Consider the following 26,938-nt stretch of genomic DNA (forward strand, 5'->3'; position numbering starts at 1 on the left):
CGCCGCGCCCGACACCGCCATCCCAGGAGGCACCATGTCCGTCGTCGGCACGTCCTCGCGTTCCCATCCCGCCGGCCGGGCCCCCCAGGGCCGCCCCGACCGCGCCCCGACCGGTCGCGGTGAGCGGGTCGCGCCGGCCCACCCCCGGTCCGCGCCGACGCTGACCGTCACCGTCGAGATCGCCCCCGGCCAGTTGACGCCCCGCCTCGTCCGCCTCGTCGAGCTGCTGCGGGAGCTGGCCGAGTCGGGGGAGGGCACCCTGCTGGCCGGCCCGCCGCAGCACCGGCGGGCGACACCGCCCCCGGGTGAAGGTCAGCCGTCGGCGCCGCTGTCGGCTCCGGCGGGCGCGGCGGCCCACCCGGCCGCCGTCGGGTCCGCCCCCGCCGCCCTGCCGGACGCCGACCCGCGCCGTTTCGTCCCGCCGTCGCCGCCGGGGACCGAGCAGGTGTGGATCCTCGCCGCGTCGCGGGTGGTCCGGCAGGGCGCGCGGGTGATCCCGCTGACCCGTATCGAGTTCGACCTGCTGCACTTCCTGGCGGCGCACCCCCGCCGGGTCTTCACCCGCGTCCAACTGCTCAGCAACGTCTGGGGCTACGAGCACGCCGTGGCCCGGACCGTGGACGTGCACGTGCGTCGGCTGCGAGCCAAGCTCGGCGCGGCCAACCCGCTGGTCACCACCGTCTACGGCGTCGGCTACCGGCTCGCCGACGAGGCCCGGGTCAGCGTCGATCCGGACCGCTGAGCCCGCCCACCGGACGCGGCGTACCCCCGGCGGGTGCGCCGCGTCCGCGTGCCGGACGCGGTCGCCGCGCCGCCGGGCGTGACCGCCGGCCCGGCCGGTGAACGTGAAACCGGCGGACACCCCCCGGGATCTCGCGCCTGCCGAGACTCTGCTGTAATCATCAAATCTCGTACGCAGAGCGAGCGCCCGGCTCCGATGTGTTCGTCAATTGTCACGTCCAGGCAACGTAGCCGCCCCCCTGAAACCCCATCCGGGCGCCGGGAAGCACCGATGCGGCGTCCCGGGGGAGTGGGGCAGGCAACCCGGACCAGCCAAGGAGGACCATGTCGGTCAGCCCCGCCTCGTCGCGCGCCGGATGGCATACGTCCCAGCCTGCGGTCCCCGGTCGTCCCCCCGGCGGTCAGCGTCGTCCCGCCAGCACCACGACGGTGCCGGTGCTCACGGTGACCCTCCACATCCCACTGGCCGCCGACGAGTCGCTGACCCCGGCGGCCCGCCGCCTGCTCGACGCGGCCCGGGAGATGCTCGAGGAGGGCGACGCGGTCGTCACCACCGGCCCCGTGCCCGAGCGTCGACCCGACCCGGTGCCCGACGCCCGGACGCCGGCCAACCCCCTGGCGGCGACCATCCCCACGCTGCGGATCCTGGCGTCGTCCCGATCGGTGCTGCGCGACGGCGAGCCACTGCCGCTGACCCGGCTGGAGTTCGACCTGCTGCTGCACCTGGTCGCCCACCCGCACCGCGTCTTCACCCGGCTGCAACTGCTCAACGCCGTCTGGGGCTACGAGCACGCCGGGGTGCGCACGGTCGACGTGCACGTGCGCCGGCTGCGCGGCAAGGTCGGGATGGACGTCCCGCTGGTCACCACCGTCTACGGGGTCGGCTACCGGCTCGCCGACGACGCCCGGGTCACCATCGACGACGCGGCCTGACCCGCCCGCCCGGTCGTCGCCGGGGCGGGGGCACCATGGTCGTCATGCGCGTGCGACCCATCTCCCCGCAACGACTCGTCACCGAGCTGGCCGAGCGGCTGGTTGCCACCGCGGCGCCCGGCCGGCTCCGCGTGATCGTGGACGGGGCCCCGGCGGCGGCCCCCGACGCCCTGGCCGACGCCCTCGTCGCCCCGCTGCGTGCTCTCGGCCGGCCGGCGCTGCACGTGCGGGCCGAGGACTTCCTCCGGCCGGCGTCGGTGCGCCTGGAGTACGGCCGGACCAACCCCGACGCGTACTACGCCGGCTGGGTCGACGAGCCCGGCCTGCGCCGGGAGGTCCTCGACCCGGCCGGGCCGGGCGGCTCCGGGCGGGTGCTGCCCTCGCTCTGGGACGCCCGCGTCGACCGGGCCAGCCGGGCCGACTACGTCACGCTGCCGCCCGAGGGGATCGTCCTGCTCAGCGGGGCGCTGCTGCTCGGCGGCGGGCTCCCCGCCGACCTCGCCGTACACCTCGAGATGTCGGCGGCGGCGCTGGCCCGGCGCACGGACCCGGAGCTGCGTTGGACGCTGCCGGCCTTCGCCCGGTACGCCGAGGAGGTCGCCCCGGCCGGCTTCGCCGACGTGGTGGTCCGCCTCGACGACCCCCGTCACCCCGCCCTGGTGGAGCCGGCGCAGCCCGGCTGAGGGCGCGGCCGGGAACCCGGACGGGCGGGTCGACACCGCGCCGACCTGCGGGTTCGTCCGCGCGCCCCGAGGGCGCAAAAATCGCCGGTTTGGCCGACGGGCGGGCGGGGTAATCGCCCGGCTCACAGGGTGCGGGTGATCTCGCTCCGCGCCCACGCGTGCGAGCGGGACCCGGGACGTCGTCCCGGCGCACCCGGCCATACGAAAGGCAGGCAGCGATGCTCGTCCACGACACGGTAGCCACCGTCCGGTCACAGGCGGACGCCGACAAGATCCGGGCGTCCCTGCGGGCGCGCTACGACGAGCTCTCGGCGGAGTACGAGCAGACGGTGCTGCAGAGCCAGGTGCTGCGGCTGGTGGAGGTCGGCGACACCGCCGGCGACGACCAGGCCGACAGCGGCACCAAGACCGCGGAGCGGGACACCGCGCAGTCGTTGCTGCGCACCATCCTGGACCGCCGCGCCCAGTTCGAGCACGCCCTGACTCGGCTCGACGAGGGCACCTACGGCTACTGCGAGGGCTGCTCGGACCCGATCCCGGTGGAGCGGCTGGAGATCTTCCCCTCCGCCACCGCCTGCGTGACCTGCAAGCAGACCCGGGAGCGGCGGGCCGCCTGAGCGCCCCGCCGGTTCCTCGACGCGCTCGGATGTGGACGCGGTGAACACCACCCATGGGTGACATCAAGGTGGGCACCGCGTCCTGGACCGACCGGACCCTGCTCGACTCCGGCTGGTACCCGGCGACGGCCGACACCCCGGAGAAGCGGCTGGCGTACTACGCGAAGCAGTTCCCGCTGGTCGAGGTCGACGCCACCTACTACGCGCCGCCGGCCGAGCGCACCGCCCGGCTCTGGGCCGAGCGGACCCCGGCCGGGTTCACCTTCAACATCAAGGCGTTCAGCCTGCTCACCGGCCACCCGACCCGGGTCTCGGCGCTCTACTCCGACCTGCGGCCGGAAACCGACAAGCGCAACGTCTACCCGGCCGACCTGCCCGCGCAGGCGTACGAGGAGGTCTGGACCCGGTTCCTCTCCGCCCTGGACCCGCTGGTGGCGGCGGGCCGGCTGGGCGCGCTGCTGTTCCAGTTCCCGCCGTGGTTCACCATCAAGCGGGACAACAAGCAGTACCTGCTGGAGGTGAGCCGCCGCTGCGCGCCGCTGCGGCCGGTCTTCGAGTTCCGCCACGCCTCCTGGTTCGACGGGTCCAACCGGGACGAGACGCTGGACTTCCTGCGCGAGCACGAGCTGGCGTACGTCTGCGTGGACATGCCGCAGGGCCACCGCTCCTCGGTGCCGCCGGTGCTGGAGGCCACCGCGGACCTGGCGGTGGTCCGCTTCCACGGCCACAGCGACAAGTGGACCAGCAAGGACATCCACGAGAAGTTCGGGTACGACTACTCCGACCGGGAGCTCAAGGGCTGGGCCCCGAAGCTGCGCGCACTGGCCGACCAGGCGGCCGAGACCCACGTGCTGATGAACAACTGCTACCGCGACAACGCCCAACGCAACGGCCAACGCCTCCAGTCCCTGCTGACCGCCTCAGGCTGACGCGCGCGGGCCGGCTCGGCGAGATCTTGGAAGATTTCGGCCCCCGGAGGGGCTATCCGCTTCCAAGATCTATCTGTCGGGGGAGTGGATCAGAAGTACGCCGTCTTGGTCTTCGTGTACGTGGTGTACTGGTTGCCCGGGTAGAAGGTTGAACCGGACACGGTGATCTCAGCGTTGGCGAACCCGTAGCTGGAGACGAGATCGCCGCTGAAGGTCTCGCAGTTCTGGTAGTAGACGGTGTGGGTGGCCGTGGCCGTTCCTCCCCGGATGGTCACGGTGGAGCTGGGATAGGTGCTCTCCCCGCAAAGCGTCACCGAGTAGCTCGCCTGGGTGCTTCCCGTCGTACCCGTCACGGTGCCGGTGGCGGTGCCGAGGGATTGGGTGTTGTTGTAGCCGCCTTTGACGGAGACGGCGAACGAGCCCGTGCCCGCCTGGGCGCTGGCCGCAGGGAACACGGCCACTGCGACCACCCCGGCGGCGCCTGCGGCCATCAGGCGGACGAAGCGGGAAGAAGTTACTTGAGACATGCCTACTCCAGACGTGACGGAAAATTGCACTACCGGCACCCGGCCGACGGTGAACCCGATGCTAGACCCACCGGAAGTCAAAAGCACGTATCAAATAGACCATCGACAGTATCCGTGTGATGTGCGACCGCAGTGCCTTACCTCAATGTCACCATTTTCACGACACCTGGCGAACGCGCGAGGCGGACACCTCGCGTTATCCGTGGACGCTGAGCGAATGGTGGCCGTTCCTGGCTGCGGCGCGGAGCCGTTCATGTGGCCGGCAGGATCCGTGCCGGCGTGGCACCGGCGCAGATCTCGGGGGGTGTGCGGGGCCGCTCGCCGGGTAGACGGCGGCGACGTCGAAAGATGCGGACGTCGAAAGATGCGGAGGTGGGACATGACGGTACGAGAGGTGCCGCAGCGACGGCGCAACGGCGTGCTGCACGTGATCGGCTCGGCGAACGACACCCGCCGGACGGCGGTACGGCCCGGTCGGGTCAGCCCGACCCGACAGTGGCGAGGCCCGGCGGGCCCACCGCCGCGCGACGACGACCGACGGTGACCCGATCCAGCCGAAGGACGACCCGGCTGAACGGACGACCCGGCTAACGGAGGTGCCCGCAATGGCTGAGCAGATGATCTCCGCGTTCGAATCGAGCCTGGACAAGACCAATGTGATCCTCAAGGACATCGAGGCCGCGTACGGCTGGCCGAAGGAGCGACGCAACCAGTCGTACGCGGCGCTGCGCACGGTGCTGCACTTGCTGCGCGACCGGTTGCCGGTGCAGGAGAGCGCGGAGTTCGCCGCGCAGTTGCCGGTGCTGCTTCGCGGTATCTACTTCGACGGCTGGCAGCCGGAGAACGTGCCGATCAAGCTCAACCGGGACGACTTCCTCTACGAGGTCCGCCAGGGCTTCCCGTACGACGTGCAGGGCGGCCCGCAGCGGATCGTCCAGGTGGTGCTGGACACCCTGCGCCGGCACGTCAGCCAGGGGGAGTGGCAGGACGTCAAGTCCTCGATGCCGCGCGACCTGGCCCGGATGATTCCCTGAGCCGGGCCAGCACCGCCACGGCGGCGAGCGGGAAGAGCGCGGCCACCGTGAAGCCCGGCGCGTAGCCCAGCGCGGTGACGGCCAGCCCGAACAGCGGCGGCGTGGCCGTGGCGGCGACGTTCTGCACCACGGTCTGGGTGCTCGTCGCCCGGCCCGCCCAGCTCACCGGGACGGCGTCCGCGACCGCCGCGTACGCGACGCCGTGCCAGCTCACCGTGGCGACCAGGGCGACCAGCAGCAGCGGGGCGACGACCGGGGCGTCGCCCGCTTCGGCGGCGGCGAGGGCCCCGAGCACGCCGGCCGTGCCCAGGGCGATGACGCGCAGCGGCCGGAGTCGGCTGCCGGAGCGGTCGGACCAGCGGCCCGCGAGGACCCGGGCCGCCGCCGCCACGAGCTGCGCGCCCGCGATGGCCGGCCCGGCGGTCCCCGCCGCCCAACCACGCGCGGTGATGAGGAAGTCCAGGGCGAACGCGCCGACGACGAACTGCGCCACGACCAGCAGGGCGCTCGCCCCGTGGATCCGCCACACCGTCGGCGACCGGTGCCACCACCCGGTCAAGGCGACGGCGGCGGGGGCCAGGACCCGGCGGGGCGTACGGCGGCCGGGGGCGTCGACGAGCAGCAGGGCGGTCACCACGCCGGCCAGCGCGGAGACGCCCGCCGTCGCCAGCAGCGCCAACCGGGGCCCGCCGGCCTGCGCCAGCACGGGCAGGACGGCCGAGGCCAGGGCCACCCCGAGCGGCTGGGACGTCTGCCGGATGCCCATTGCCACGCCGCGCTCTCCGGGCGCGAACCACCCGGTCACCACCCGGGCGCTGGCGGCGTACACGGCCGACCCGGCCGCCCCGGCGAGCGTCAGCAGCACGAACAGCGCGGGCCCGTGGCTCAGCGCGGCCCCGGCGAGGAACGCCGCGCCGAGCGTCAGCCCCAGTCCGGCGACGAGGCGTTCGCCCCGGCGGTCGGCGAGGGCGCCCCAACCGATGAGGGCCAGCACCATGCCGAGGCTCGGGCAGGCCACCAGCAGGCCCAGTTCCCACAGCGCCAGGTCGGTCGCCCGGCGCAGCGCCGGCAGCAGGAACGGCAGCCCGTAGAGGTAGCTGGTGCCGGCGGTCTGCGCGGCGGTGCCGACGCCGAGCATGACCCAGCGCCGGGGGGAGGGGGCCAGCATCACCAGAGGCTAGTCCGGCTCCCGGAATGAGAGACAAAAATCCCGCTGTACGGGAAGCAGCCCGAACGGGGGGTTCGAGGGCCTACCGGGTCGGGGTGCGGGTCGTCTCGTGGCCGGCGGCTCGGGCCAGCCCGGCGAAGGCGACGGCGTCGGTGATCGCCGCGCCGCCCGGGTCGTTGTTGAAGTAGACGTACGCCGGGTCGTCGGGGCCGAACGCCGCGCCCAGCCGGCGGACCCAGCTCGCCAGGGCGGCGCGGCCGTAGCGGGGCCACGGCCGGGCCCGGCCCTCGTGCAGCCGCAGGTAACCGAAGTCGGTGGTACGCCACAGCGGGGTGATCGGGCGGCTGTGCCGGTCGGCCCAGACCAGCGCCGCCCGGCGACGCTCCAGCACCCGGCGGGTCGCGTCGGTCCACCACGTCGGGTGCCGGGGCTCCACGGCGACCCGCACGTCGGCGGGGAAGAGCCGCAGGGTGGCGTCGAGCGCGTCGACGTCGGCCGGGAGGTTCGGGGGGAGCTGCACGAGGACCGGGCCGAGCCGGTCGCCGAGCGCGGTGGCCCGCCCGAGGAACCGGGCGACCGGCTCCGCCGGGTCCCGCAGCCGCAAGATGTGCGTCAGGTATCGGCTCATCTTGACCGCCACGCAGAAGTCGTCGGGGGTGCGGGCCCGCCACGCGGCGAAGGTCTGGCGCTCCGGCAGCCGGTAGAAGGCGTTGTTCACCTCCACCGTGGCGAACTGCCCGGCGAAGTGCTCCAGCCAGAGCCGCTGCGGCAGCCCCTGCGGGTAGAACGGGCCGCGCCAGTCCCGGTACTGCCACCCGGAGGTGCCCACGAGCATCATCCGGCCACCCGCCCAGCTGCCACGCGCCCTCCCTCGCCCCGCTCCACCCCCGTCATGGACCCACCCCGTCATGGACCCACCCCATCGTGGCATCGCCACCGGCCGGCCGCCCGTTCTGGCGCGGCCCGGTCGAGCCGGACGTTCCGGGCGCGGGCGGAGCGGGCGAACCGGCCATGCCGGCCGAATGCGCCGTCTACGGTGTGGTTAGAGACGATCTCGCCGGGGGTACCACCGGCTGCACGACCAATCCCGCCGCGCGGCGGGGCGGCACTTCCGAGGGAGCACCGAATGCCACTCAACGACGACGACATCCAGACGACCAGCGGCGGCGGCATCGAGGGCCCGGCCGACGGCGGTGCGACCCCCGGTCAGCACGACGGTGGTGCGGACGGCTCGGCCGAGGGTCCGGCCGACGGCGGCGCGACCCCGGGTCAGCACGACGGTGGTGCCGACGGTTCCGCCGAGGGTCCGGCCGACGGCGGCGCGACCCCCGGCCAGCACGACGGCGGCGCCGACGGCAGCGCCCGCTGACGTACGCCATGACGACCATCGCCCCGCCGGGCGGCCACGGCCGCCCGGCGGCGACGTCTGCCGCCGCCCGAGCCCTGGCGCGCTGCGTCGCCGTCGAACCGGAGAAGTTCGCCGCCGCCCACTGGGGCACCGCGCCGCTGCTCTCCCGCGCCGCCGAGCTGCCCAACCCCGACGGCTTCACCGACCTGCTCAGCCCCGCCGACGCCGACGAGCTGCTCAGCCGCCGCGGCCTGCGTACCCCGTTCCTGCGGATCGCCAAGGACGGCCAGCTCGTGCCGGCGGCGCGCTACACCGGCGGCGGTGGCGCGGGCGCCGAGATCGGCGACCAGGTCCTCGACGAGCGGGTGCTGGAGCTGTACGCCTCCGGCGCGACCCTGGTGCTGCAGGGCCTGCACCGCACCTGGCCCGCCCTGGTCGACCTCGCCCGCGACCTCGGCGCCGCCCTCGCCCAGCCGTTGCAGGTCAACGCCTACCTGACCCCGGCCGGCAGCCAGGGCTTCGCCACCCACTACGACACCCACGACGTCTTCGTCCTGCAGGTCGACGGGCGCAAGCGGTGGCGCATCCACCCGCCGGTGCTGCCCGACCCGCTGGAGCGCCAGCCCTGGGGCGGGCGGGCCGACGAGGTCTCCGCCACCGCGCAGGGCCCCGCCGCGCTCGACGTGGTCCTCGAACCGGGCGACGCGCTGTACCTGCCGCGCGGCTGGCTGCACAGCGCCCAGGCCCAGGAGGCCAGCTCGCTGCACCTGACCGTGGGCATCCGGGCGCTGACCCGGTACGCCATCGTCGAGGAACTGCTCTCCCTCGCCGCCGCCGACGCGCGGCTGCGCGCCGGCCTGCCCTTCGGCACCGACGTGACCGACCCGGAGGCGATCGAGCCCGAGCTCAGCGAGACCGTCGAGGCGCTGCGGGACTGGCTGCTGCGCGCCGACCCGGCCGCCGTGGCCGACCGGCTGCGCGCCCGCGCCTGGCCGGCAGCCCGCCCCGCCCCGATCCGGCCCCTGGCCCAGGCCGCCGCCCTGGACACCCTCGACGCCGACACCCGCCTCGCGCCCCGCGCGGGGCTGCGCTGGCAGCTCGCCCCGGCGGGACCGGAGCGGGTGACGCTGCGGCTGTTCGACCGGACGCTCACCCTGCCCGCCCAGTGCGAGCCGGCGCTGCGGGCGCTGCTCACCGGCGCGGCTACCCGGGTCGGTGACCTGCCCGGCCTCGACGACGACGCCGACCGCGTCGTGCTGGCCCGCCGCCTGCTCCGCGAGGCCGTCGCCGTCCCCGCCGAGGGATGAGGAAGGGCGCACTGTCAACGCTTCAGTCAGCAGGGGTGCTCCTTGGCGTCGCCTCCCGCTGACCCTTAGCTGGCGGCGGTGGCGACACATCGTAAGAGAGTAAGAGAATCGCTGAGCGGCACGCCGCCGGTCCCGCTCGACGAAACGACCCGGGCGTACCGGGAGGGTTCCCCGGTACGCCGTGAGTCGTTCCCGGCCCAGGTCAGCGAGTGCACCCGTCGTGCCCGCAGCGCTGGCACCCGCCATCGACCCAGCCGGCGGGCACCTGGCGGCCAGGGGAGGTCTCAGCGCCGGGCCAGTTCCTCTCTGACGGCATTCACCGCGTGGTCCCGGAGGTATTCAGCCAAGCCCAGCGTCTCCTCCGGCGTCTCCCCGCATACGTAGTAGTCGTCCCCTGGCACCACTCCACTGCTGGTGATCGGCATGGGGTGGTCGTACCGGTCTTCCATCCAGAGTCCGTAGACCACCTCCGGCACGTGGTCTGCCCTTTCCTGCAAGGCGGCGTCGTTGAGTGACAGCGCTTCCAGGAGTTCGCCCGTGGGCACCTGGGCAGGTTTCACCCTGACCATTCTTAGTCGACTAGTCATCGACCAGGCAGCCCAGAGCGGCTTTGACACGGAGATCACGACGGGTTGTTCGGTCATATCCTGTCCCCTTCGGACGGTCAGACTTGAAATGGCCAGGGTAAGGCCAGCCAGAGACTGGGCGGCCATGGGAGGGCTCCCCTCCGGCCGCGCGTGGGAAAGGATCTCCAGCGCCTCCAGGCGCTCCAACATGTCCTCCAGGCTGTCCCGCCCTGGAAGTTCACCCAGCACTCCACGTCTTTGCGGTGCCAGGGAGGCTTCACCAGGAAGGGGTCCGTCAGGAGAACATCTCTCCCCGGCCAGCGGTGTTCTTACGCCCGTAGAACGCTGCGATCATGGAAGTCGCGCTTACGTCCCTAACGCCATATCGCGGCGGTCAGCGGCAGCGCGGTCAGCGGGTCAGGACCAGCAGCAGGGCGGTGGTGACCAGGCCGGCGCCCAGCACGACGGCGACCGGGCGGGGCGAGAGCACCGCGTGCCGGCGGTCGGCCAGCAGCTTCGCCGGGGCCAGCCCGACCAGCGGGCCGAGCAGCGTCACCACCAGCCCCAGCACCGGCAGCCCGACGGCCAGGTCACCGCCGTTGCTGGTGCCGAGCGCCCGCGCGCCCGCCCCGAGGGCGAACATCAGCACCGCGCCGAGCACCCCGCAGAGCGCCAGCAGCGGATTGGTCGACGCGGGCAGCTCCCCGGGCTGGCGGGTGCGGTCCAGCAACCCGCGCACCCCGTGCAGCAGCAGCAACGGGTCGCCCGTGGCGGACAGGGCCGGGCCCGGCGGGTCACCGAGCCGGCGGGCGCCGGCACCGAGCCGGGCCCGCAACGCCTGCCACAGGTGGGCCGCCTCGGCGTCCACCCGCTCCACCAGCTCCCGCGCCTCGGCCGCCTCCCGCTCGGCGTAACGAAGCTGCTCGGCGGCCTCGTCGACCGCCCGTTCGGCGGCGGCGCACTGCTGGTCGTACCAGGTGTGGGCCTCGGCGCGCTGGGTGCGCACCCGGTCGGAGAGATCGGCCAGCCGGCGCACCTGCGCCGCGTACGTCTCGCTGGTCACCGGTTGGTTCATGTCGCCGGTCCGTAGGGGATGATGACCTGCCCGGTGCGGTGCGCCGCCCGGTCGAAGAAGAGCCCCCGCCACGGCCGGGGATACCAGTCGGGGCCGCCGCTGCCCGGGTACAGCGACGAGCCCAGCTCCGCGCCCTGCACGTCGAGGGCCACCCACGCGCCGATCTGGTCGGTGCGGGCGGCCGGCCCGCCGAGGTCCACCCGCATCCGGGCCACCCCCCGCCACCAGGCCAGCACATGGGTACGCCGCTCCGGCCCGTCGTGCAGGATCCGCCGCAGGTGCTCCAGCCCGCTGCGCCCACCGACCCGCGCGGCCAACTGGCCGGACGCCGCGTCGACGGCGTACAGCAGCAGGTAGTGCGGGGTGGCCGGGGTGCCCGGCCGGTCCAGCGCCGCCGCCGTCTCGGCCATCAGCTCGGGCACGGTCTCGTCGTCGTACCAGGCGGCGTCGTCGGCGAGGTCGGCGTAGAGCTCCCGGGCGGCCGGGTCGGCGTCGGGGTCGAGGCAGGCGATGGAGAAGCGGGCGGTGCCGGGGCGGTGCTGGCGGGCCAGCGACCGGGCGGCGGCGTCCAGCACCGCGCACGCCTCGTCGATCCGGGTGCCCAGCACCGCCAGGTTGCGCCCGGGGGCCCGGGGCAGCCGCAGCGTCGCCGAGCGGGACTGCACGTCGATGATCTCCCCGAGCAGGGCCACCGGGCTGCGCGGCGGCGCGCCGCCGTCGGGCGGGGTGAGCGCCCGGAAGTCCGGGGCGTCGGCCAGCCGGGGGATCGCGTCGCCGTCGAAGAGCCGGGCCGGCTTCGCGTCCTGCGGGCGCATCCGCCACAGCCGGTGCTGCAACTGGCTCCAGTCGTCCCAGTCGCTGGCCGACGGGATCCGGGCCACCTCGTTCCCCTCGGTCAACCCCGACTCGGCGTTGATCACCGCGTGGTGGCGGGGCAGGGACTGGGCGGCGTCGTTGCGCTCGGCCAGGATCCGCAGCGCCTTGGGCAGCGCGATCCGCAGGGTGAACTGGGCGACCAGCGCCGGGCGCCCCCACAGCGCCTCGATGCCCCGCACGTCCTGCGAGGCCAGCACCAGGTGGATGCCCTGCGAACGGCCCCGGCGGGCCAGGTCCTCCAGCAGGTCCGCGGCCTCCCGGGCCACCACGTCCCGGCCGGCCAGCAGCGCCTGGAACTCGTCGACCACGGCGACGATCCGGGGCCAGTGCCCGGTCGGGTCGACCGCCCGCAGCTCGGCGAGCTTGGTCACCTCGTGCTTCTTCGCCGCGTCCGCCCGCCGGCGCAGCTCCTCGGCGAGGAACCGCAGCAGGGCCAGGCCGAACTCCCGGTCGGTGTTGACGTTGATCCCGACCAGCCGCATGTGCGGCAGCCAGCTCGGGTCCCGCCGGCCCTGGGCGAACCGGGCGAACGACACCCCCTCCTTGAAGTCGAGCAGGTAGAACTCCAGCTCGGCGGGGGAGTAGCGGGACGCCAACGCCCCGATCCAGGCGAAGATCAGGTTGGTCTTGCCGGTGCCGGACGGGCCGCCGATCAGCGCGTGCGGCGGATAGTCGCCCAGGCTGAGCAGCACCGGCCGCCCGTGCGGGCCCTCGCCGATCGGCGCGGTCAGCCCGGTCGCGGAGCTCTCCCGCCACATCTGCTCCGGCGGCGGGAGCAGGTCGGTGAACGGGGCCGGCGGGGGGCCGGCGTTGACCCGCGCGGCGACCTGCCGGCAGGTCTCGGTGACCAACGTGGCCGGCGGCGGCGGGTCCAGCCGCACGGGCAGGCCGGGCGGACCGCCCACCCGGGCCCCGTCGGGGCCCACCACGACGCGGGTAACGGTCGGGTCGTCGGGCACCGGCACGCCCCGCACCACCAGGTGCACCCCGCAGGCCGCGCCGGTACGCACCACCCGGTCGAGCTGGCCGCGTTCGTGCCGGGAGAGCTCGTCGCCGCCGAGCAGCACCGCCACCCGCCACGGCTCCGGCCGGCGGCCCGTGGCGGCGGCCAGCTCGCGCAGCGAAGCGTATTCGCCGGCCAGCACCGTCTCGTTGATCCGGCGGATCTGCTCCACCAGGTCGTCCAGCAGCCGGCCCAGCCCGCCCGGCCCGACGAAGGTGAGCAGCCCGGCGGTGCCCAGCGGGGCGAACCCGGCCAGCCCGCCGCCGAGGTGCTCCGGGTCGTACCCGAACAGCCGCACCGTGCCCGGATCGGCCCGTCCCAGGCTGCGCAGCAGCAGCGCCGGCAGCACCGCCGCGCCGCCGTCGGCCTGCGCCCCGGTGAGGTGCACGTGCCCGGCGTCGAGCAGCGGCACCAGCGCCGGCACCGGCTCCGCGCCGGCGATCTGCACGGTGCCGACCCGTACCGCCCCGGGTGAGGCGCCGCGACCGGCGGGGGTGACGGCCCACCCCGACCAGTCGGCGCTGGCCGCGCCGGGGGCCTCCCGGCGGGCGGCGTCGAGGGCCCGGCCGGCCAGCTCGGCGATCCGGGCGGCGTGGCGGGCGTCGATCTCGGCCAGCCGCCGGTCGCGCTGCGCGCCCACCCGCGCCGGCACGGACGCGGCGGCCCGCTCGACCCGGGCCAGCCGGGCCCGCGTGGCGGCCAGCTCGGCGTCGGCGGCGGCGAGCCGGTTGCGGGTGGCCCCGAGGGCGTCGGAGAGCATCCCCCGGACCCGGGTGACCAGTTGCGAACGGCGGTCAGCCATCGGAGCCCCGGCGGGTGCCGCCCCGGGGGGACCCGGGCGGCGGTGGGGGCGGCGTGGGCGGGAGGCCCTGCGCGGTCCGCTCCCGGGCCGCGCGTTCCCGCTCGGCGCGCTCCCGCGTCGCGGTGTCCCAGGCGTCCCGCTCGGCCTCGCGGCGGGACTCCCGCGCCCGCCCGGCGGCCGGGTCGGGCCGCCCGTCGTCGCCGGGCAGGTCCCTGCCGAGGCGGGCCAGCAGCACGGCGGTCGTCACGCCGGCGGTGACGGCCGCGTCGGCGGCATGCGGCTGCTCCTCGTTGTTGTCGCGCCGGGGCGGAGGCATCCGGCAGACCCGGGTCAGCAGGGTCTCCAGGGTCTGCGGGGGCAGCCCGGGGAGCAGGTCGCGGACCCTGCCGTCCAGCTCCCGGCGCAGCCGGGGCAGGTCGTCGGCGCGCGGCGGGTGCCCGAGCAGTTCGGAGGCGAGCTCGCGCAGCAGGGGCGGGGCGATCGCGGCCAGGCCGAGGCCGACGTCGGCGTGCGCGGCGCGCAGCTCGCGGTGCAGCCGGTCCCGGTCGCCGCCCCGCACCCCACCGGCCACCCGGCGCAGCAACTCCCGGGAGTCGGCGACGTTCTCGTCCGGGCTCTCCGAAGCGCCCTCGCGGCCGCCGGTCAGCTCCGCCACCCGCACCGCCCACCAGCGGCGCAGCACCGGGTTCTCGCCCTGGGCCGGTGGGGGTGCCTGGTCGGCGGCCGGTGGGGCCCCGCGCGGGGCGTCGTGCACCTGACGGTCGCCCGCCGGGCGGGGCGCGGGGCCGCCGTCGCCGGCCAGCCCGATCGCCGCGAGGTACGTCGAGAGCTGTTCCTGGGCCACCCGCAGCGCGTGCCCGGCCGACTCGGCGTGCTCGGTGGCGGCGGAGAGCTCGGGCGCCCCCATCGGGTTCCCCGACTCCTGGCGCACCCAGCGCAGCCGCTCGGTGGCCTGGCCGAACTTCTCCAGCGCCAAGGCCAGTTGCGCGAGCGGCAACTCCTCGGCGGCGGCCCGCACCTGGGCCCCGACGTCCTCGATGATGGACACGCCCCGCCCCTACAGGGTCGCGACGTAGAGCTGCGCCTGCTCCACGGCCACGAGGGTCGCCGCGAGACACTCCTCCAGCTCCTGGCTGGCCTGCGTCAGCGAGGCCTGCGCCGCCTCCACCGTCTCGTGCCCACTGCCCTCCAGCGCCCCGGCCAGGGTCTGCTGCGCCTCGGCCAGTTTCTCGCCGGCCGCCTGCACCGCGCTCTGCCCGTCGCCGATCTGTTGGAGGGCGACATCGATGGCTGCCTTCAGCTCGGCGACGCTCGCCACGTGGACCTCCTGGGGGCGGGGAGATCTCCATTACAACCCATCCCCGTCGGGGAGAGAACATCCGCCCTGTCGGTGTTGCTGCCCCGGTGTCCGGTTACGGCCCTGACGTGCGCGAAGTCCCTCCCGGCGGAGCAAAGTAGTCCCGGGTGCGGGTCAGCCGGTCCCATCAACCGGACCGGCGGCGAGCCCTGCGTCGCCGGCCGGGCCGCCGTCGTCGCCCTTCCCGCCGTCGTCGCCCTTCCCGCCGGGTCGGCCGCCGCCGGTTCGGGCCGCCGGAGCGTCGCGCAGCCAGCGCGGACCTCGCACCTGCGCGCCCAGGGCGCCCACCCGCCCCCGCAGCTCCCGGTCGGCGGTGACCACCAGCCGGTCGCGGTCCGGGGCGGCGCCGACCAACTCCACGATCGCGTCGTCGCCCGAACCCGGCGCGGCGACGACCCGGACCCCGGGCACCGGCGGCACCCCGCGCGCCGCGCCCTCCACCACCAACACCACCTCCAGCGGGCCGGGCAGCTCGGGCGGCAGACCACCGTCGCCCAGCGGGACGAGGGTGTCGCGCAGCCGGGCGGCGGCCCCGGCCCGGTCCCGCCACCAGCCGTCGGGGCGCGAGCCGACGACGTTGGCGGCATCCACGATCAGCAGCGGCCTCGGGTCCATGGACCCCAGCCTGCCACGCGAGCGCGCCGGGCCGTGCGGGGCGCGCGAGGGCCGACGGCGCGCGGTCGCCCCGCGCCCGGCTGCGGCGGGCCGCCGCTGGTCGCACCGGCCGCGCACCGGCCGGTTCTCCGGCCCGCGGCGTGGGGGTGCCTGCCGCGCCTGGTCGGGGGCGCGCGTTTGTCGTGGCGGCGGCCGGGTAGCCACCGCCGACCGAGCCGGCACAGATCGCACCGGCGAGCGTGCCCGACCGCGCGGGAGGAACAGACATGATGGGACCCGGCGACTTCGGCTCCGACCCGTGGGACGAGTTCCTGGCCCGGTACTTCGGCCGGGGCGACGGGGGTCGCCGACCGGCGCACCGGGTCGACATCACCCGCCTGATGACCGCCGACGCCCGGGAGATGCTCGCCGACGCGGCCCGCCGCGCCGCCCAGCGCAACAGCAACGACCTGGACACCGACCACCTGCTCTGGGCGGCGTTGCAGCGCGAGCCGCTGCGCGAGCTGGTCCAACGCGCCGGGGCCGACCCGAACACCCTGGTCAACGCCCTCGGCGGGGACGGCGAAAAGGCCCCCCGGGGCGAGGTGCCGCCGAACCTCTCGCTCACCCCGGCCGCCAAACGGGCGCTGCTCGACGCCCACCAGCTCTCCCGCGCGATGGGCGCCAACTACATCGGCCCCGAGCACATCCTGATGGCCCTGCCGCTGAACCCCGAGTCGCCCGCCGGCCGGATGCTCGCCGCCGGCCGGATCCAGCCCGAATCGTTGCAGGCGGCCGGCGCCGAACGCGGCGCCCCGGCCGGCGCGCGCCCCGACCACGGCACGCCCACCCTCGACCAGTACGGCCAGGACCTCACCGAGCTGGCCCGCAACGACCAGGTCGACCCGGTGATCGGGCGGGCCGACGAGATCGAGCAGGCCGTGGAGATCCTCTCCCGGCGTACCAAGAACAACCCGGTGCTGATCGGCGAGGCCGGCGTCGGCAAGACCGCGATCGTGGAGGGGCTGGCCGAGCGGATCTGCGACGGCGACGTGCCGCAGACCCTGCTCGGCAAGCGGGTGGTGCAGCTCGACCTCGCCGGCCTGGTCGCCGGCACCCGCTACCGGGGGGACTTCGAGGAGCGGCTCAAGAAGGTCATCGACGAGATCCGCGCCCACCACGACGAGCTGATCGTCTTCCTCGACGAGATCCACACCCTGGTCGGCGCGGGCGGGTCGGGCAGCGAGGGCGGGATGGACGCGTCCAACATGCTCAAGCCCGCCCTGGCCCGGGGTGAGCTGCGGGTGATCGGCGCGACCACGCTGGACGAGTACCGGCGCACCATCGAGAAGGACGCGGCGCTGGCCCGCCGGTTCCAGCCGGTGCTGGTGCCCGAGCCCACCGTCGAGGACACCGTGGCCATCCTGCGCGGCCTGCGGGACCGCTACGAAGCCCACCACCAGGTGCGCTTCACCGACGAGGCGCTGGTGGCCGCCGCCGAGCTCTCCGACCGCTACGTCACCGACCGGTTCCTGCCCGACAAGGCCATCGACCTGATCGACCAGGCCGGCGCGCGGGTCCGGCTGCGCACCCGCACGCCCGCCTCCGACGTGCGCGAGCTGGAGCAACAGCTCGACGACGTACGCCGGGACAAGGAGCAGGCCGTCGCCGACGAGCAGTACGAGCGGGCCTCCGCCCTGCGCGACCGGCTCGCCGAGCTGGAGGAGCAGATCGGCCGGGTACGCGGCGACGACGGCACTGCCTCCCAGGTCCCCGCGGTCGGGCCGCAGGAGATCGCCGAGGTGGTGTCGCGGGCCACCGGCATCCCCGTCGCCCAGCTCACCGAGGAGGAGCGGGACCGGCTGCTGCGCCTGGAGGGGCACCTGCACGAGCGCGTCGTCGGACAGGACGAGGCGGTCTCCGCCGTGGCCGAGGCGGTGCGCCGCTCCCGTACCGGGCTGGCCGACCCGCAACGCCCGATGGGCAGCTTCCTCTTCCTCGGCCCCACCGGCGTGGGCAAGACCGAGCTGGGCCGGGCCCTGGCCGAGGCGCTCTTCGGCGAGGCCGACCGGATGGTACGGCTGGACATGAGCGAGTTCCAGGAGCGGCACAGCGTCTCCCGGCTCGTCGGCGCACCCCCCGGCTACGTCGGGTACGAGGAGGCCGGCCAGCTCACCGAGGCGGTGCGCCGCCGCCCGTACGCGGTGGTGCTGCTCGACGAGATCGAGAAGGCCCACCCCGACGTGTTCAACATCCTGCTGCAGGTCTTCGACGACGGCCGGCTCACCGACAGCCAGGGCCGTACGGTCAACTTCAAGAACACCGTCCTGATCATGACCAGCAACCTGGGCTCGGAGTTGATCACCGGCACCCAGCGGGCGGTCGGCTTCGGCACCGACGGCACCGACGCCTCCGGCGCCGACGCGGAGAACGCCGAACTGCGCGAGCGGCTGATGCGCCGGCTCCAGGAGAACTTCCGCCCGGAGTTCCTCAACCGGATCGACGAGGTGGTCATCTTCCGTCGGCTGGAGCAGCCGCAGCTGCGCCAGATCACCGAGCTGCTGCTGGAGGAGACCCGGCGTCGGCTGCACGCCCAGGACATCGGGGTGGACTTCACCGTCGCCGGGGTCGACTGGATCGCCGAGCACGGCTACCAGCCCGAGTTCGGTGCCCGCCCGCTGCGTCGGCTGATCCAGCGGGAGGTGGACAACCGGCTGTCGCGGATGCTGCTGGAGCACACCCTCTCGCCCGGCCAGCGGGTCACCGTCGACGCCCGCGACGGCGCGCTCGCCCTCGAGGTGGCCGCCGGTGACCGGGGGTACGCCGCGGCCAGCACGTCCCACCCCCGGTGACCGGGGCCGGGGCGCGTAAGACGCCCCAACCCGAGGGGGACGACGAGCGGGCCGCGCGGGACGACGAGCGGGCCGCGCGCGACGACGCGGAAGCCGGCGAACCGATCAAGGCCACGCCGACGGCCAATCCCGCCCGGGTGCGGGTGCCGCCGGAGGGCCCCCGTTCCGACAGCGACGACGATCCGTTCAGTCCGGGCCGCCCGGGCGCAGAGGAGGCGTGATGGCACGGGAGACGCGACTCGACCCCGAGGTCGAGGTGCTCTGGGAGGACTTCCACGCCGAGGTGAACGTCACCTCCGAGCAGCTGCGCAGTTGGCTGCTGACCCGGGGCTCCGGGGAGGAGTCGTTCGGCGCGGACCCGGACCTCGGCCTGCCCGAACCGGGCCGGCAGATCCTCGCGGTGCTGCGCAAGCGCAAGGTCGACCTGACGGGGGAGGACGTCGCGGTGATGCGCGACGCGGTGGAGCGGATCCGGGCGCTCACCGCGACCCCGCCCAAGGGCGGCACCGGCAACGACGAGTGGCGTCGCGCCCTGCTCGACCTCGGCCACGACGTCCTCGTGGAACGCTGACCCCGCCCGCCGCCCGCCGCCCGCCGCCCGCCGCCCGCCGCCCGCCGCCCGCCGCCCGCCGCCCGCCGCCCGCCGCCCGAGGCCTACTGCGATTCGATGCTGCCGATCGCCAGCCCGAAGGCGTCGGCGGCGGCCTGCCGGTCACCGCGCGCCCGCTCCTCCCGGCTGACCAGCGTGGCGTACTCGGTGATGTCGGCGGGGTCGGGGACCTGGGACAGGCGGCGTAGGAACGCCTCCACGTCGCGGGAGGCGGCGGTGTGCGCGGCGGCGGCCGCGCGCAGCCGCTCCCTGTCGTCGGTGCTGGGTCGAGGATCGGTCATCCCGTCCAGGTACCCGATGTCAGGCGGTTCGCACCCCGGAGCCCGCGCCGCCGGGCAGCGGCTCGGCCGGCGTCGGCCGGCGCACCCCGAACTCCGGGTGCCGCAGCAGCCAGGACAGGTAGTCCGGGTGCGCGGCCAGCGAGTCGGTGTACGCCGAGACCGCCGCGTCCAGCACCTCCGCGGCGAAGTCCGCCCCGGCCGACGCCGGATGCCAGCCGAGCATCAGCCGCCAGCGCAGCGGCGTACCGGCCAGTCGGCGGGTCAGCAGACCGGGCACCGGGCGGAACGTCGCCAGGCAGAGCGCCACCGCCGCCCCCGTCTCCACCAGATCGATGCAGCCGCGCACGTCGGCCTCGTACACCTTGCGTGGGGTGAAGCCGTCGCGCGCGCAGGCGGTGGCGAAACAGTCGCCGAAGCAACCGTCGCCGGGGGCGACCGCCCACTGCTCGTGGCGCAGGTCCACCAGGCCCACCTCGACGCGCTCGGCCAGCGGGTGCCCCTCGGGCAGCAGCACCTGCACCGGCTCCGTGGCCACCTCCCGCCAGGTCAGCCCGTGCGCCATCGGCGGCAGCGCGTCGCCGCAGACCCCGAGCAGGGCGTAGTCCAGCCGCCCGCCGCCGACGAGCTGGGACAGCTCGTCGGCGGACCAGGAGGCGTACGTGGTGATCTGGGCCTGCGGGTGTGCGGCGGCGAGCCGGTGCACCAGCCGGCCGAGGATCGGGCTGTTGACCCCGCCGAAGCGGTACCGGGCCGGGGTGGGGTCGGCGCCGGCCAGCCGGGCCGCCTCGTCCTGCAGGCCCTGCATCGCCGGCAGCAGCACCCGCGCCCGGGAGAGCACCAGCTCGCCGAGGGCGGTGGGCCGGGCACCGCGCCGGTCCCGCTCGAACAACACGCCGCCCAGGGCCCGCTCGATGCGTTGAAGCTGGGCGGTGAGCGCCGGCTGGGCCAGGCCGAGCGCGGACGCCGCCTTGGTCACACTCCCCGTCTCCGCGATCGCGCAGACCACCCGCAGGTGTCGCAGCTCCAGGTTCATACGGTGACGGTATGGCCACCACGGGGTCGACGGAAGTCCTCAGGACAGCGAAGTTGACCGATATTCGGGGCGGGTCGCCCGGTATCCGGTCAGTCCGGCGGCCGCTGCCCCGCCGGGCGACCGGCCGCGGGGTCGAGATCCGTCACGTACGTCGGCCGCCTGGTCACGGCGTCGCGGACCTTGTCCACCACCCCCAGCGCCGGCTCGACGAGCCGGTTCCACGGCGGCGTCGCCGGGCTCCCCGGGTGCGGTCGGGTCGGCGCGGCCTCCTCGGCGATCTCCCACCGGTTGCCCAGCCGGATCAGCTCGGCGTCGGTGCTGACCCGGCGCAGCTCGGTGATCAGCGCGGCGACCCCGGCGACGTGCCGACGCAGCCGTCCGGAAACCTCGGCCAGCGCGGGATCCGCCGGGCCGGTCAGGGCCTTCAGGGCGGTCAGCAGCGCGGCGGTCTCGGCGACCTCCCGGTCGACCAGCGCGCCGGCCTGCGGCAACGCCGCCCGCAGGGTGGGGAAGAGGTACTGCTCCTCCGCCGACAGGTGCCGGGAGACCGTCGCGGTGAGCACGTCGACCACCCGGCCGAGCCCCGCCGCCGCGCCGGCCGGGTCGCCGTCGAGCCCGTCGTCGGTGCCGTCCCGCCCGCCGTGCGGGGCGCCGGCCCGGTCGGCCAGGTCCAGCAACTGCCGGTGTTCGTCGTCGACGATGTCGGCGAGGTTGCGCCCGCCGGGGCGGTAGCCCTCCTCCCCGGACACGGACACGGGCGGCAACGGGGGTAGGGGGACGGTCATCGTGCCCTCCTCGGCTGGTGGGCGCGGCGGCCCCGACGGGGGAGGCGGGACGGCCCGGTGGGCGGTGCGGGACGGCACCGGCGGTACCCGCCCCGGCCGCGCGCGAAACACTCGGCGAGATCGGAGCCTGCCCGGGGCGCGAGGGCTGGTATGAAGAACCGATGACGAGCGACGCTGCCTCCGCCCGACCCGACCCCGCCGCAGAGGTCGTCGACCTCTGCCGTGACCTGCTGCGCATCGACACCACCAACACCGGGGACAACGCCACCAGCGTCGGGGAACGCGCCGCCGCCGAGTACGTCGCGGAGAAACTGGCCGAGGTCGGCGTCGCCGCCGAGATCCACGAGTCCGCGCCGGGCCGGGCCAACGTGGTGGCCCGCATCGCCGGCACCGACCCCGGCCGGGGCGCCCTGCTGGTGCACGGTCACCTCGACGTCGTTCCCGCCGACGCCGACGAGTGGTCGGTCCACCCGTTCTCCGGTGAGCTGCGCGACGGCTACCTGTGGGGCCGGGGCGCCATCGACATGAAGGACTTCGACGCCATGGTGCTGGCGGTGGTGCGGCACTGGCGGCGCGAGGGGATCCGCCCGACCCGCGACATCGTGCTGGCGTTCACCGCCGACGAGGAGGCCGGCAGCGACTACGGCGCGCACTTCCTCACCCAGCGGCACCGGGGCCTCTTCGACGGCTGCACCGAGGCCATCGGCGAGGTCGGCGGCTTCTCGTACTCGATCAACGAGTCACAGCGGCTCTACCTCATCGAGACCGCCGAGAAGGGCATCGACTGGCTGCGCCTGCACGCCAAGGGCCGGCCCGGCCACGGCTCGATGGTGCACGACGACAACGCCGTCACCGCCCTCGCCGAGGCGGTGGCCCGCATCGGCCGGCACCGCTTCCCGGTGGTCGTCACCGACACCGTGCGGGCGTTCCTGGAGGAGGTCTCCGACCTGCTCGGCGTCGAGCTCGACCCGAACGACCCGGAGACGGCCATCGCCAAGCTCGGCCCGATCGCCAACATCATCGGCGCGACCATCCGCAACACCGCCAACCCGACCCGGCTCGCCGCCGGCTACAAGGACAACGTCATCCCCGGCCGGGCCACCGCCACCATCGACTGCCGCAGCCTGCCCGGCCAGTCCGAGCTGCTGGAGCGGCAGCTGCGCGAGCTGGTCGGCCCGGACATCGCCATCGAGTACATCCAGCGCCAGCCCGCCCTGGAGACCACCTTCGACGGCGACCTGGTCGACGCCATGTCCACGGCGCTGCGGGCCGAGGACCCGGGCGCCCGCCCCGTGCCGTACATGCTCTCCGGCGGCACCGACGCCAAGGCCTTCGCCCAGTTGGGCATCCGCTGCTTCGGTTTCGCACCCCTGCGGCTGCCCGCCGACCTCAATTTCTCCGGCCTGTTCCATGGCATCGACGAGCGGGTTCCGGTGGACGGACTACAGTTCGGCGTGCGGGTGCTCGACCGGTTCCTCCGGAGTTGCTGACCGTGTCCGTCGCCCTACCGTTCGGCGCGGAACATCCCCATCGAAGGGAACGCACATGACCGACCAGCATGGTGAGCTGGACGCTGCCCTGGAGCGGGTGATCGACGCCGCCCGCGCCCACCTGAGCGCCGTCCGGGCCGCGCAGGGCCGCATCGACGACGACGACGTCTGGCAGGCGTACGTCGCCTTGAACAACGCCTCCTTCGCGTACGACGAGCAGTTGCTCGACGCGTTCGGCGAGGTCACGCCCTGGGACGTGGAGTCCATCGACCCCGACGAGGCCGACGAGCGCTTCGGCGTCGACGCCGAGGGCGGCGAGGCCGGCGACCCGCACCCGAGGATCGTCTCGGTGCGTCAGCGCCGCGACTACCGGATCCCCAGCGTCTCCGCCCTGCTCCGGGTCGCCGAGGTGGCCCGCCGCGAGGGCACCCCCGCCGAGGACGAGCCCGCGCCCGTCGAGGGCGTCGGCGAGGCGGTGCTGGAGCTGCTGCAGAGCGGCGACGGCTCGCTCAACGCGCTGGACGTGCCGGAGCTGGAACCGCTCGACGGGGTGGTCATGGTCAGCGAGGTCGGCACCCCCGTCGACCTCGAGTCGTTCGACGACGACGACCCGCTGGGCCCGTTCCAGCCCGCCGTCGACGACCGGCTGGTCGGCCGGCTCGACGAGCATCCGTTCCTCGACCTCGACGACGAGGAGCACGACCACGCGGGGCACCACCACTAGCGGGCAGTCGCCCCGGGGCCCGAGCGCACGCCCGAGCCCCGGGGCACCACCGCGTCACCCCGGGCCCGCCCGGGTGCTCGCCGCCCTCCGGCCGGCCGCGAGCGGCAGGCCGGTCGCGGGGACAGCCCCGGCGTCAGTACGACAGACCGGGCTGCGGCTGGTTGACCAGTCGGCGGCGCAGCATGACCTGCCGGGTGCCGTCCCGGTACAGCCGCACCCGGGCCAACTCCCAGCCCGAGAACTCCGCCTGGATCGCCAACTGCGCCGCGGCGGTCAGCCGGTCGACGTTCGAGGGCAGCCGTAGCGGTGCGTATTCGTACTCCATGCCCTCCATGCTGCCCAGCCCGACGGCCGTCCGCCACCCCCTGCGGGGGTGACCGCCGCCGCCCTCGGCCCACCGACCGGCCGCCCTCGGCCCACCGACCGGCCGCCCTCGGCCCACCGACCGGCCGCCCTCAGCCCTCGGCCCGCCGACCGGGTCCTGCCCTCGGGCCCGCCGAGCGGCCGCCGTTCAGCCGTCCCGCTCCGGGTAGCCCACCGGCACGGCCGAGACGTCGTCGAGCGCGACGACGATCTCGTCGGGCAGGGTCATCCGCTCCACCTGGAGCGCGCCGAGCAGCTGCCCGACCGTCCGGGCGCCGAGGATCGGCGCGGTCACCCCCGGCCGGTCCCGGATCCAGGCCAACGCCACCTCCAGCGGCGACACGCCCAGCCCACCGGCGGCCGTGGCGACCGCCTCCACGATGCTGGAGCAGCGGGGCTCCAGGTACGTCGCCACGAACGCCCCGAAGTGCGGCGAGGCGACCCGCGAGTCCGCCGGCCGCCCGTGCCGGTACTTGCCCGTGAGCACCCCCCGGCCCAGCGGTGACCACGGCAACACTCCCAGGCCCAGCGCCTCACAGGCCGGCAGCACCTCCCGCTCCACCCCCCGCTCCAGCAGCGAGTACTCCACCTGGGCGGCCACCACGGGCGCCCGGCCCGGCCACGCGGCCTGCCACGCCGCGGCCCGCGCGGTCTGCCAGCCGGAGTAGTTCGACACCCCGACGTAGCGGACCCGGCCGCTGGCGACCGCGTGGTCCAGCGCGGACAGGGTCTCGTCGAGGGGGGTGTCCGCGTCGTACCCGTGCACCTGCCACAGGTCCACGTGGTCGGTGCCGAGCCGACGCAGCGAGGCGTCCAGGGTGCGCAGCAGGTGCCCCCGGGAGCCGTCGCGCCGCCGGCCGCTGCCCGGCCGCAGCCCCGCCTTCGTCGCGATCAGCAGCTCGTCGCGGGCGGCCAGGCTGCCCAGCAGCGACCCGATCACCGACTCCGCGTCGCCGTCGCCGTACACGTCGGCGGTGTCGACCAGGTTGCCGCCCGCGTCGAGGTAGCTCTTCAACTGGGCGGCCGCGTCGTCGGCGTCGGTGTCCCGGCCCCAGGTCATGGTGCCGAGCGCGAGCCGGGAAACCGCCAGCCCGCTTCGGCCGAGCGGTCGCTGCTGCATGGGTGAACCTTATTTCGAACCCGCCGCCACCGATATCCTCGCCTCCGTCAAGTTCCCGCCTGCCCGGCAAGTCGGGTCGCCGCGCCCGACGGTGTGACGCCGTCCGGGTCGCCGCGCCGGACGGTGTGACGCGTTCGGCACGAATCGGGGGCCGGCCCGACCGCCCTCATTGCGTAACCTGGGGCGACCTGTGGTGCGGATGGGGGAGGACCAGTGCGGCTCGGGCTCAGCCTCGGATACCAGACGGCGTGGAGTACCCCCGCCGACCACCTCGCGCTCGCCCAGGAGGCGGACCGGCTCGGCTACTCGGTGGTCTGGGCGGCGGAGGCCTACGGCTCCGACTCGCCGACCATGCTCTCCTGGATCGCCGGGCAGACCGAGCGGATCGACGTGGGCAGCGCGGTGATGCAGATTCCCGCCCGCACCCCGGCGATGACCGCGATGACGGCGGCCAGCATCGACGCCCTCTCCGGCGGCCGGTTCCGGCTCGGGCTGGGTGTCTCCGGGCCGCAGGTCTCCGAGGGTTGGCACGGGGTGCGCTTCGCCAAGCCGTTGGCCCGCACCCGGGAGTACGTCGACATCGTCCGGCTCGCCATCGCCCGCAAGGCCGTCGCGTACGACGGCGAGTTCTACACCCTGCCGCTGCCCGACGGCCCCGGCAAGGCGCTGCGGCTGAGCTTCCACCCGCCGCGCGAGCAAATCCCGATCTACCTCGCCGCCGTCGGGCCGAAGAACCTGGAGCTGGCCGGCGAGATCGCCGACGGCTGGCTGGCCGTCTTCTACGCCCCCGAGTTCGCCGAGGAGCAGCTCGCCGCCGTGCGGGCCGGCCGGGCGAAGGCCGGCAAGGAGTTGGCCGGCTTCGACGTCGTCCCGAGCGTTCCGGTGGTCGTCGGCGACGACGTGGCGGCCTGCGCCGAGCTGGTCCGCTACTACGCCGCCCTCTACGTCGGCGGCATGGGCAGCCGGAAGCAGAACTTCTACAACCAGCTCGCCACCCGGATGGGCTACGGCGAGGCCGCCCGCGAGGTGCAGGACCTCTACCTCGCCAAGCGGCAGCGCGACGCCGCCGCCGCCGTGCCGATGGAGTTCATCGACCGCACCTCGCTGCTCGGGCCGAAGGAGCGCATCGCCGACCGACTTCGGGAGTACGCCGCCTCCGGCGTCACCACCCTGTCGGTCTCCCTCTTCGTCGCCGACGCCGAGAGCGGCATGCAGACCCTGCGTACCGTCGCCGAGGCGCTGGACCTCGCCGGGGTCGGCGAGTGACCTGGGTCGAGGCGATCGTCCTGGGCATCGTCCAGGGCCTGACCGAGTTCCTGCCGGTCAGCTCCTCGGGGCACCTGCGGATCACCTCGGCCATCTTCTTCGACCGCGACGCCGGGGCCTCCTTCACCGCCGTCACCCAGCTCGGTACCGAGGCCGCCGTGCTGATCTACTTCGCCAAGGACATCTGGCGGATCGTCCGGACCTGGGTGGTCGGCCTCTTCGACCGCTCGGTGCGCGGCAGCCTGGACTACCGCATGGGCTGGTACGTGATCATCGGCTCCATCCCGATCGGCCTGCTGGGTCTGCTCTTCAAGGACGCCATCCGCGACACGGCCCGCAACCTGTGGGTGGTGGCCACCACGCTGATCGTCTTCGCGTTCGTGCTGGCCTTCGCCGAGTACTGGGGGCGGCAGACCCGCACCCTGGAGAACTTCCGGCTGCGCGACGGCGTGGTGATGGGCTTCGCCCAGGCGATGGCGCTGATCCCCGGGGTTTCCCGCTCGGGCGGCACGCTGACGGCCGGCCTGCTGCTCAACCTCACCCGCGAGGCGGCGGCCCGGTACTCGTTCCTGCTGGCCATCCCGGCGGTGGTGATGTCCGGGGTGTTCAGCGTCCCGGACGTCTTCGCGCCGTCGGCGCCCGGCACCTCCGCGCCGAGCGGCGCGCAGATGGTCGTCGCCACGCTGATCGCCTTCGTCATCGGCTACGCGGCGATCGCCTGGCTGCTGCGCTACGTCGCCCACCACACCCTGTACGTCTTCGTGCTGTACCGGGTGGCCTTGGGCACCCTGGTCCTCGCCCTGCTGATGACCGGCACCCTGGCCGCCACCTGACCCCGGCTGCGCCTGCCGACA

29 protein-coding genes and 1 pseudogene are annotated in these 26,938 nt (G+C 74.8%); 16 read left to right on the top strand and 14 right to left on the bottom strand.

What is annotated here, in order from left to right:
* The first annotated feature begins 34 nt into the window (after positions 1-34).
* From ACLQ2V_RS15020 to ACLQ2V_RS15040, 5 genes are all read left to right on the top strand, one after another.
* Complete coding sequence (locus tag ACLQ2V_RS15020; protein WP_425719075.1) at positions 35-742, top strand: winged helix-turn-helix domain-containing protein; 708 nt, start codon at positions 35-37, stop codon at positions 740-742.
* 323 nt (positions 743-1,065) lie between these two features.
* Positions 1,066-1,674 carry a winged helix-turn-helix domain-containing protein gene (locus ACLQ2V_RS15025; protein ID WP_425719076.1) on the top strand — a complete coding sequence of 203 codons (609 nt, stop codon included), beginning with the start codon at positions 1,066-1,068 and terminating at the stop codon, positions 1,672-1,674.
* A gap of 44 nt (positions 1,675-1,718) precedes the next feature.
* Entirely contained in the window at positions 1,719-2,357 is a 639-nt protein-coding gene (locus tag ACLQ2V_RS15030; RefSeq protein ID WP_425719077.1) for a uridine kinase, read from the top strand.
* A gap of 218 nt (positions 2,358-2,575) precedes the next feature.
* Positions 2,576-2,974 carry a TraR/DksA family transcriptional regulator gene (locus ACLQ2V_RS15035; protein ID WP_425719078.1) on the top strand — a complete coding sequence of 133 codons (399 nt, stop codon included), beginning with the start codon at positions 2,576-2,578 and terminating at the stop codon, positions 2,972-2,974.
* A 53-nt stretch (positions 2,975-3,027) separates the two neighbouring features.
* Entirely contained in the window at positions 3,028-3,903 is an 876-nt protein-coding gene (locus ACLQ2V_RS15040; RefSeq protein WP_425719079.1) for a DUF72 domain-containing protein, read from the top strand.
* Between the two features lie 89 nt (positions 3,904-3,992).
* Here the strand turns inward: ACLQ2V_RS15040 and ACLQ2V_RS15045 are convergent, their stop codons facing one another.
* Positions 3,993-4,430, bottom strand: a complete 438-nt coding sequence (locus ACLQ2V_RS15045) for a hypothetical protein (RefSeq protein WP_425719080.1) — start codon at positions 4,428-4,430, stop codon at positions 3,993-3,995.
* Positions 4,431-4,809: 379 nt separating this feature from the next.
* Between ACLQ2V_RS15045 and ACLQ2V_RS15050 the strand changes: the two genes are divergently transcribed.
* Both ACLQ2V_RS15050 and ACLQ2V_RS15055 read left to right on the top strand, forming a co-directional pair.
* On the top strand, positions 4,810-4,974 hold the full coding sequence (locus ACLQ2V_RS15050; protein WP_425719081.1) for a hypothetical protein: 165 nt from the start codon (positions 4,810-4,812) through the stop codon (positions 4,972-4,974).
* Between the two features lie 61 nt (positions 4,975-5,035).
* The gene (locus ACLQ2V_RS15055; protein ID WP_425719082.1) at positions 5,036-5,464 is read left to right on the top strand and encodes a DUF2267 domain-containing protein; all 429 of its coding nucleotides are present in this window, start codon (positions 5,036-5,038) and stop codon (positions 5,462-5,464) included.
* Here the strand turns inward: ACLQ2V_RS15055 and ACLQ2V_RS15060 are convergent.
* A complete protein-coding gene (locus tag ACLQ2V_RS15060; RefSeq protein WP_425719083.1) occupies positions 5,421-6,632 on the bottom strand; it encodes an MFS transporter in 1,212 nt (403 codons plus the stop codon). The genes ACLQ2V_RS15055 and ACLQ2V_RS15060 overlap by 44 nt on opposite strands.
* An 82-nt stretch (positions 6,633-6,714) precedes the next feature.
* Complete coding sequence (locus tag ACLQ2V_RS15065) at positions 6,715-7,470, bottom strand: DUF72 domain-containing protein (protein WP_425719084.1); 756 nt, start codon at positions 7,468-7,470, stop codon at positions 6,715-6,717.
* Between the two features lie 288 nt (positions 7,471-7,758).
* On the opposite strand from ACLQ2V_RS15065, the gene ACLQ2V_RS15070 reads away from it, so the two are divergent.
* Both ACLQ2V_RS15070 and ACLQ2V_RS15075 read left to right on the top strand, forming a co-directional pair.
* The gene (locus ACLQ2V_RS15070; RefSeq protein WP_425719085.1) at positions 7,759-8,001 is read left to right on the top strand and encodes a hypothetical protein; all 243 of its coding nucleotides are present in this window, start codon (positions 7,759-7,761) and stop codon (positions 7,999-8,001) included.
* An 8-nt stretch (positions 8,002-8,009) separates the two neighbouring features.
* Positions 8,010-9,287 (top strand): cupin domain-containing protein, encoded by a 1,278-nt coding sequence (locus ACLQ2V_RS15075; protein ID WP_425719086.1) that lies wholly within the window; start codon positions 8,010-8,012, stop codon positions 9,285-9,287.
* 284 nt (positions 9,288-9,571) lie between these two features.
* Here ACLQ2V_RS15075 and ACLQ2V_RS15080 read toward each other — a convergent pair whose 3' ends face one another.
* From ACLQ2V_RS15080 to ACLQ2V_RS15105, 6 genes and pseudogenes are all read right to left on the bottom strand, one after another.
* On the bottom strand, positions 9,572-10,063 hold the full coding sequence (locus ACLQ2V_RS15080) for a hypothetical protein (RefSeq protein ID WP_425719087.1): 492 nt from the start codon (positions 10,061-10,063) through the stop codon (positions 9,572-9,574).
* Positions 10,064-10,262: 199 nt separating this feature from the next.
* Entirely contained in the window at positions 10,263-10,928 is a 666-nt protein-coding gene (locus ACLQ2V_RS15085) for a hypothetical protein (protein ID WP_425719088.1), read from the bottom strand.
* The gene (locus ACLQ2V_RS15090; protein ID WP_425719089.1) at positions 10,925-13,609 is read right to left on the bottom strand and encodes an FtsK/SpoIIIE domain-containing protein; all 2,685 of its coding nucleotides are present in this window, start codon (positions 13,607-13,609) and stop codon (positions 10,925-10,927) included. Before ACLQ2V_RS15090 ends, ACLQ2V_RS15085 begins: the two co-directional genes overlap by 4 nt.
* Entirely contained in the window at positions 13,602-14,657 is a 1,056-nt protein-coding gene (locus ACLQ2V_RS15095; protein WP_425719090.1) for a hypothetical protein, read from the bottom strand. The genes ACLQ2V_RS15090 and ACLQ2V_RS15095 overlap by 8 nt, the downstream gene beginning before the upstream one ends.
* Positions 14,658-14,666: 9 nt before the next feature.
* Positions 14,667-14,927 carry a hypothetical protein gene (locus ACLQ2V_RS15100; RefSeq protein WP_250797911.1) on the bottom strand — a complete coding sequence of 87 codons (261 nt, stop codon included), beginning with the start codon at positions 14,925-14,927 and terminating at the stop codon, positions 14,667-14,669.
* A 285-nt stretch (positions 14,928-15,212) separates the two neighbouring features.
* Positions 15,213-15,581 (bottom strand): annotated as a pseudogene (locus ACLQ2V_RS15105) (hypothetical protein); the annotation flags it as partial.
* A 266-nt stretch (positions 15,582-15,847) separates the two neighbouring features.
* On the opposite strand from ACLQ2V_RS15105, the gene ACLQ2V_RS15110 reads away from it, so the two are divergent.
* Genes ACLQ2V_RS15110 through ACLQ2V_RS15120 form a run of 3 tightly spaced genes read left to right on the top strand, consistent with a single transcriptional unit; the run spans position 15,848 to position 18,983 of the window.
* Positions 15,848-18,412: an ATP-dependent Clp protease ATP-binding subunit gene (locus tag ACLQ2V_RS15110; protein WP_425719091.1), complete on the top strand. Its 2,565-nt coding sequence runs from the start codon at positions 15,848-15,850 to the stop codon at positions 18,410-18,412.
* Positions 18,409-18,633 carry a hypothetical protein gene (locus ACLQ2V_RS15115; protein ID WP_425719092.1) on the top strand — a complete coding sequence of 75 codons (225 nt, stop codon included), beginning with the start codon at positions 18,409-18,411 and terminating at the stop codon, positions 18,631-18,633. Before ACLQ2V_RS15110 ends, ACLQ2V_RS15115 begins: the two co-directional genes overlap by 4 nt.
* Entirely contained in the window at positions 18,633-18,983 is a 351-nt protein-coding gene (locus ACLQ2V_RS15120; protein WP_425719093.1) for a DUF3140 domain-containing protein, read from the top strand. The genes ACLQ2V_RS15115 and ACLQ2V_RS15120 overlap by 1 nt, the downstream gene beginning before the upstream one ends.
* 83 nt (positions 18,984-19,066) lie before the next feature.
* Here ACLQ2V_RS15120 and ACLQ2V_RS15125 read toward each other — a convergent pair whose 3' ends face one another.
* The 3 genes from ACLQ2V_RS15125 to ACLQ2V_RS15135 all read right to left on the bottom strand — a co-directional run bounded on the left by ACLQ2V_RS15125 (position 19,067) and on the right by ACLQ2V_RS15135 (position 21,121).
* Positions 19,067-19,303 (bottom strand): hypothetical protein, encoded by a 237-nt coding sequence (locus tag ACLQ2V_RS15125; RefSeq protein WP_425719094.1) that lies wholly within the window; start codon positions 19,301-19,303, stop codon positions 19,067-19,069.
* Between the two features lie 19 nt (positions 19,304-19,322).
* Positions 19,323-20,336 carry a LysR substrate-binding domain-containing protein gene (locus tag ACLQ2V_RS15130; RefSeq protein ID WP_425719095.1) on the bottom strand — a complete coding sequence of 338 codons (1,014 nt, stop codon included), beginning with the start codon at positions 20,334-20,336 and terminating at the stop codon, positions 19,323-19,325.
* A gap of 89 nt (positions 20,337-20,425) precedes the next feature.
* Positions 20,426-21,121, bottom strand: coding sequence for a hemerythrin domain-containing protein (locus ACLQ2V_RS15135; protein ID WP_425719096.1), 696 nt, complete (start codon positions 21,119-21,121; stop codon positions 20,426-20,428).
* Between the two features lie 161 nt (positions 21,122-21,282).
* Between ACLQ2V_RS15135 and ACLQ2V_RS15140 the strand changes: the two genes are divergently transcribed.
* Both ACLQ2V_RS15140 and ACLQ2V_RS15145 read left to right on the top strand, forming a co-directional pair.
* Complete coding sequence (locus ACLQ2V_RS15140; RefSeq protein ID WP_425719097.1) at positions 21,283-22,611, top strand: M20/M25/M40 family metallo-hydrolase; 1,329 nt, start codon at positions 21,283-21,285, stop codon at positions 22,609-22,611.
* 55 nt (positions 22,612-22,666) lie between these two features.
* Complete coding sequence (locus ACLQ2V_RS15145; protein ID WP_425719098.1) at positions 22,667-23,335, top strand: hypothetical protein; 669 nt, start codon at positions 22,667-22,669, stop codon at positions 23,333-23,335.
* A gap of 133 nt (positions 23,336-23,468) precedes the next feature.
* Here ACLQ2V_RS15145 and ACLQ2V_RS15150 read toward each other — a convergent pair whose 3' ends face one another.
* Both ACLQ2V_RS15150 and ACLQ2V_RS15155 read right to left on the bottom strand, forming a co-directional pair.
* A complete protein-coding gene (locus tag ACLQ2V_RS15150; RefSeq protein WP_425719099.1) occupies positions 23,469-23,660 on the bottom strand; it encodes a DUF5703 family protein in 192 nt (63 codons plus the stop codon).
* 186 nt (positions 23,661-23,846) lie between these two features.
* Complete coding sequence (locus tag ACLQ2V_RS15155) at positions 23,847-24,818, bottom strand: aldo/keto reductase (protein WP_425719100.1); 972 nt, start codon at positions 24,816-24,818, stop codon at positions 23,847-23,849.
* A gap of 213 nt (positions 24,819-25,031) precedes the next feature.
* On the opposite strand from ACLQ2V_RS15155, the gene ACLQ2V_RS15160 reads away from it, so the two are divergent.
* Both ACLQ2V_RS15160 and ACLQ2V_RS15165 read left to right on the top strand, forming a co-directional pair.
* A complete protein-coding gene (locus ACLQ2V_RS15160) occupies positions 25,032-26,084 on the top strand; it encodes an LLM class F420-dependent oxidoreductase (protein WP_425719101.1) in 1,053 nt (350 codons plus the stop codon).
* Positions 26,081-26,917, top strand: a complete 837-nt coding sequence (locus ACLQ2V_RS15165) for an undecaprenyl-diphosphate phosphatase (RefSeq protein ID WP_425719102.1) — start codon at positions 26,081-26,083, stop codon at positions 26,915-26,917. Before ACLQ2V_RS15160 ends, ACLQ2V_RS15165 begins: the two co-directional genes overlap by 4 nt.
* Positions 26,918-26,938 lie beyond the last annotated feature (21 nt).

This window comes from Micromonospora sp. DT233, from assembly GCF_049841815.1.
Classification (GTDB): domain Bacteria; phylum Actinomycetota; class Actinomycetes; order Mycobacteriales; family Micromonosporaceae; genus Micromonospora.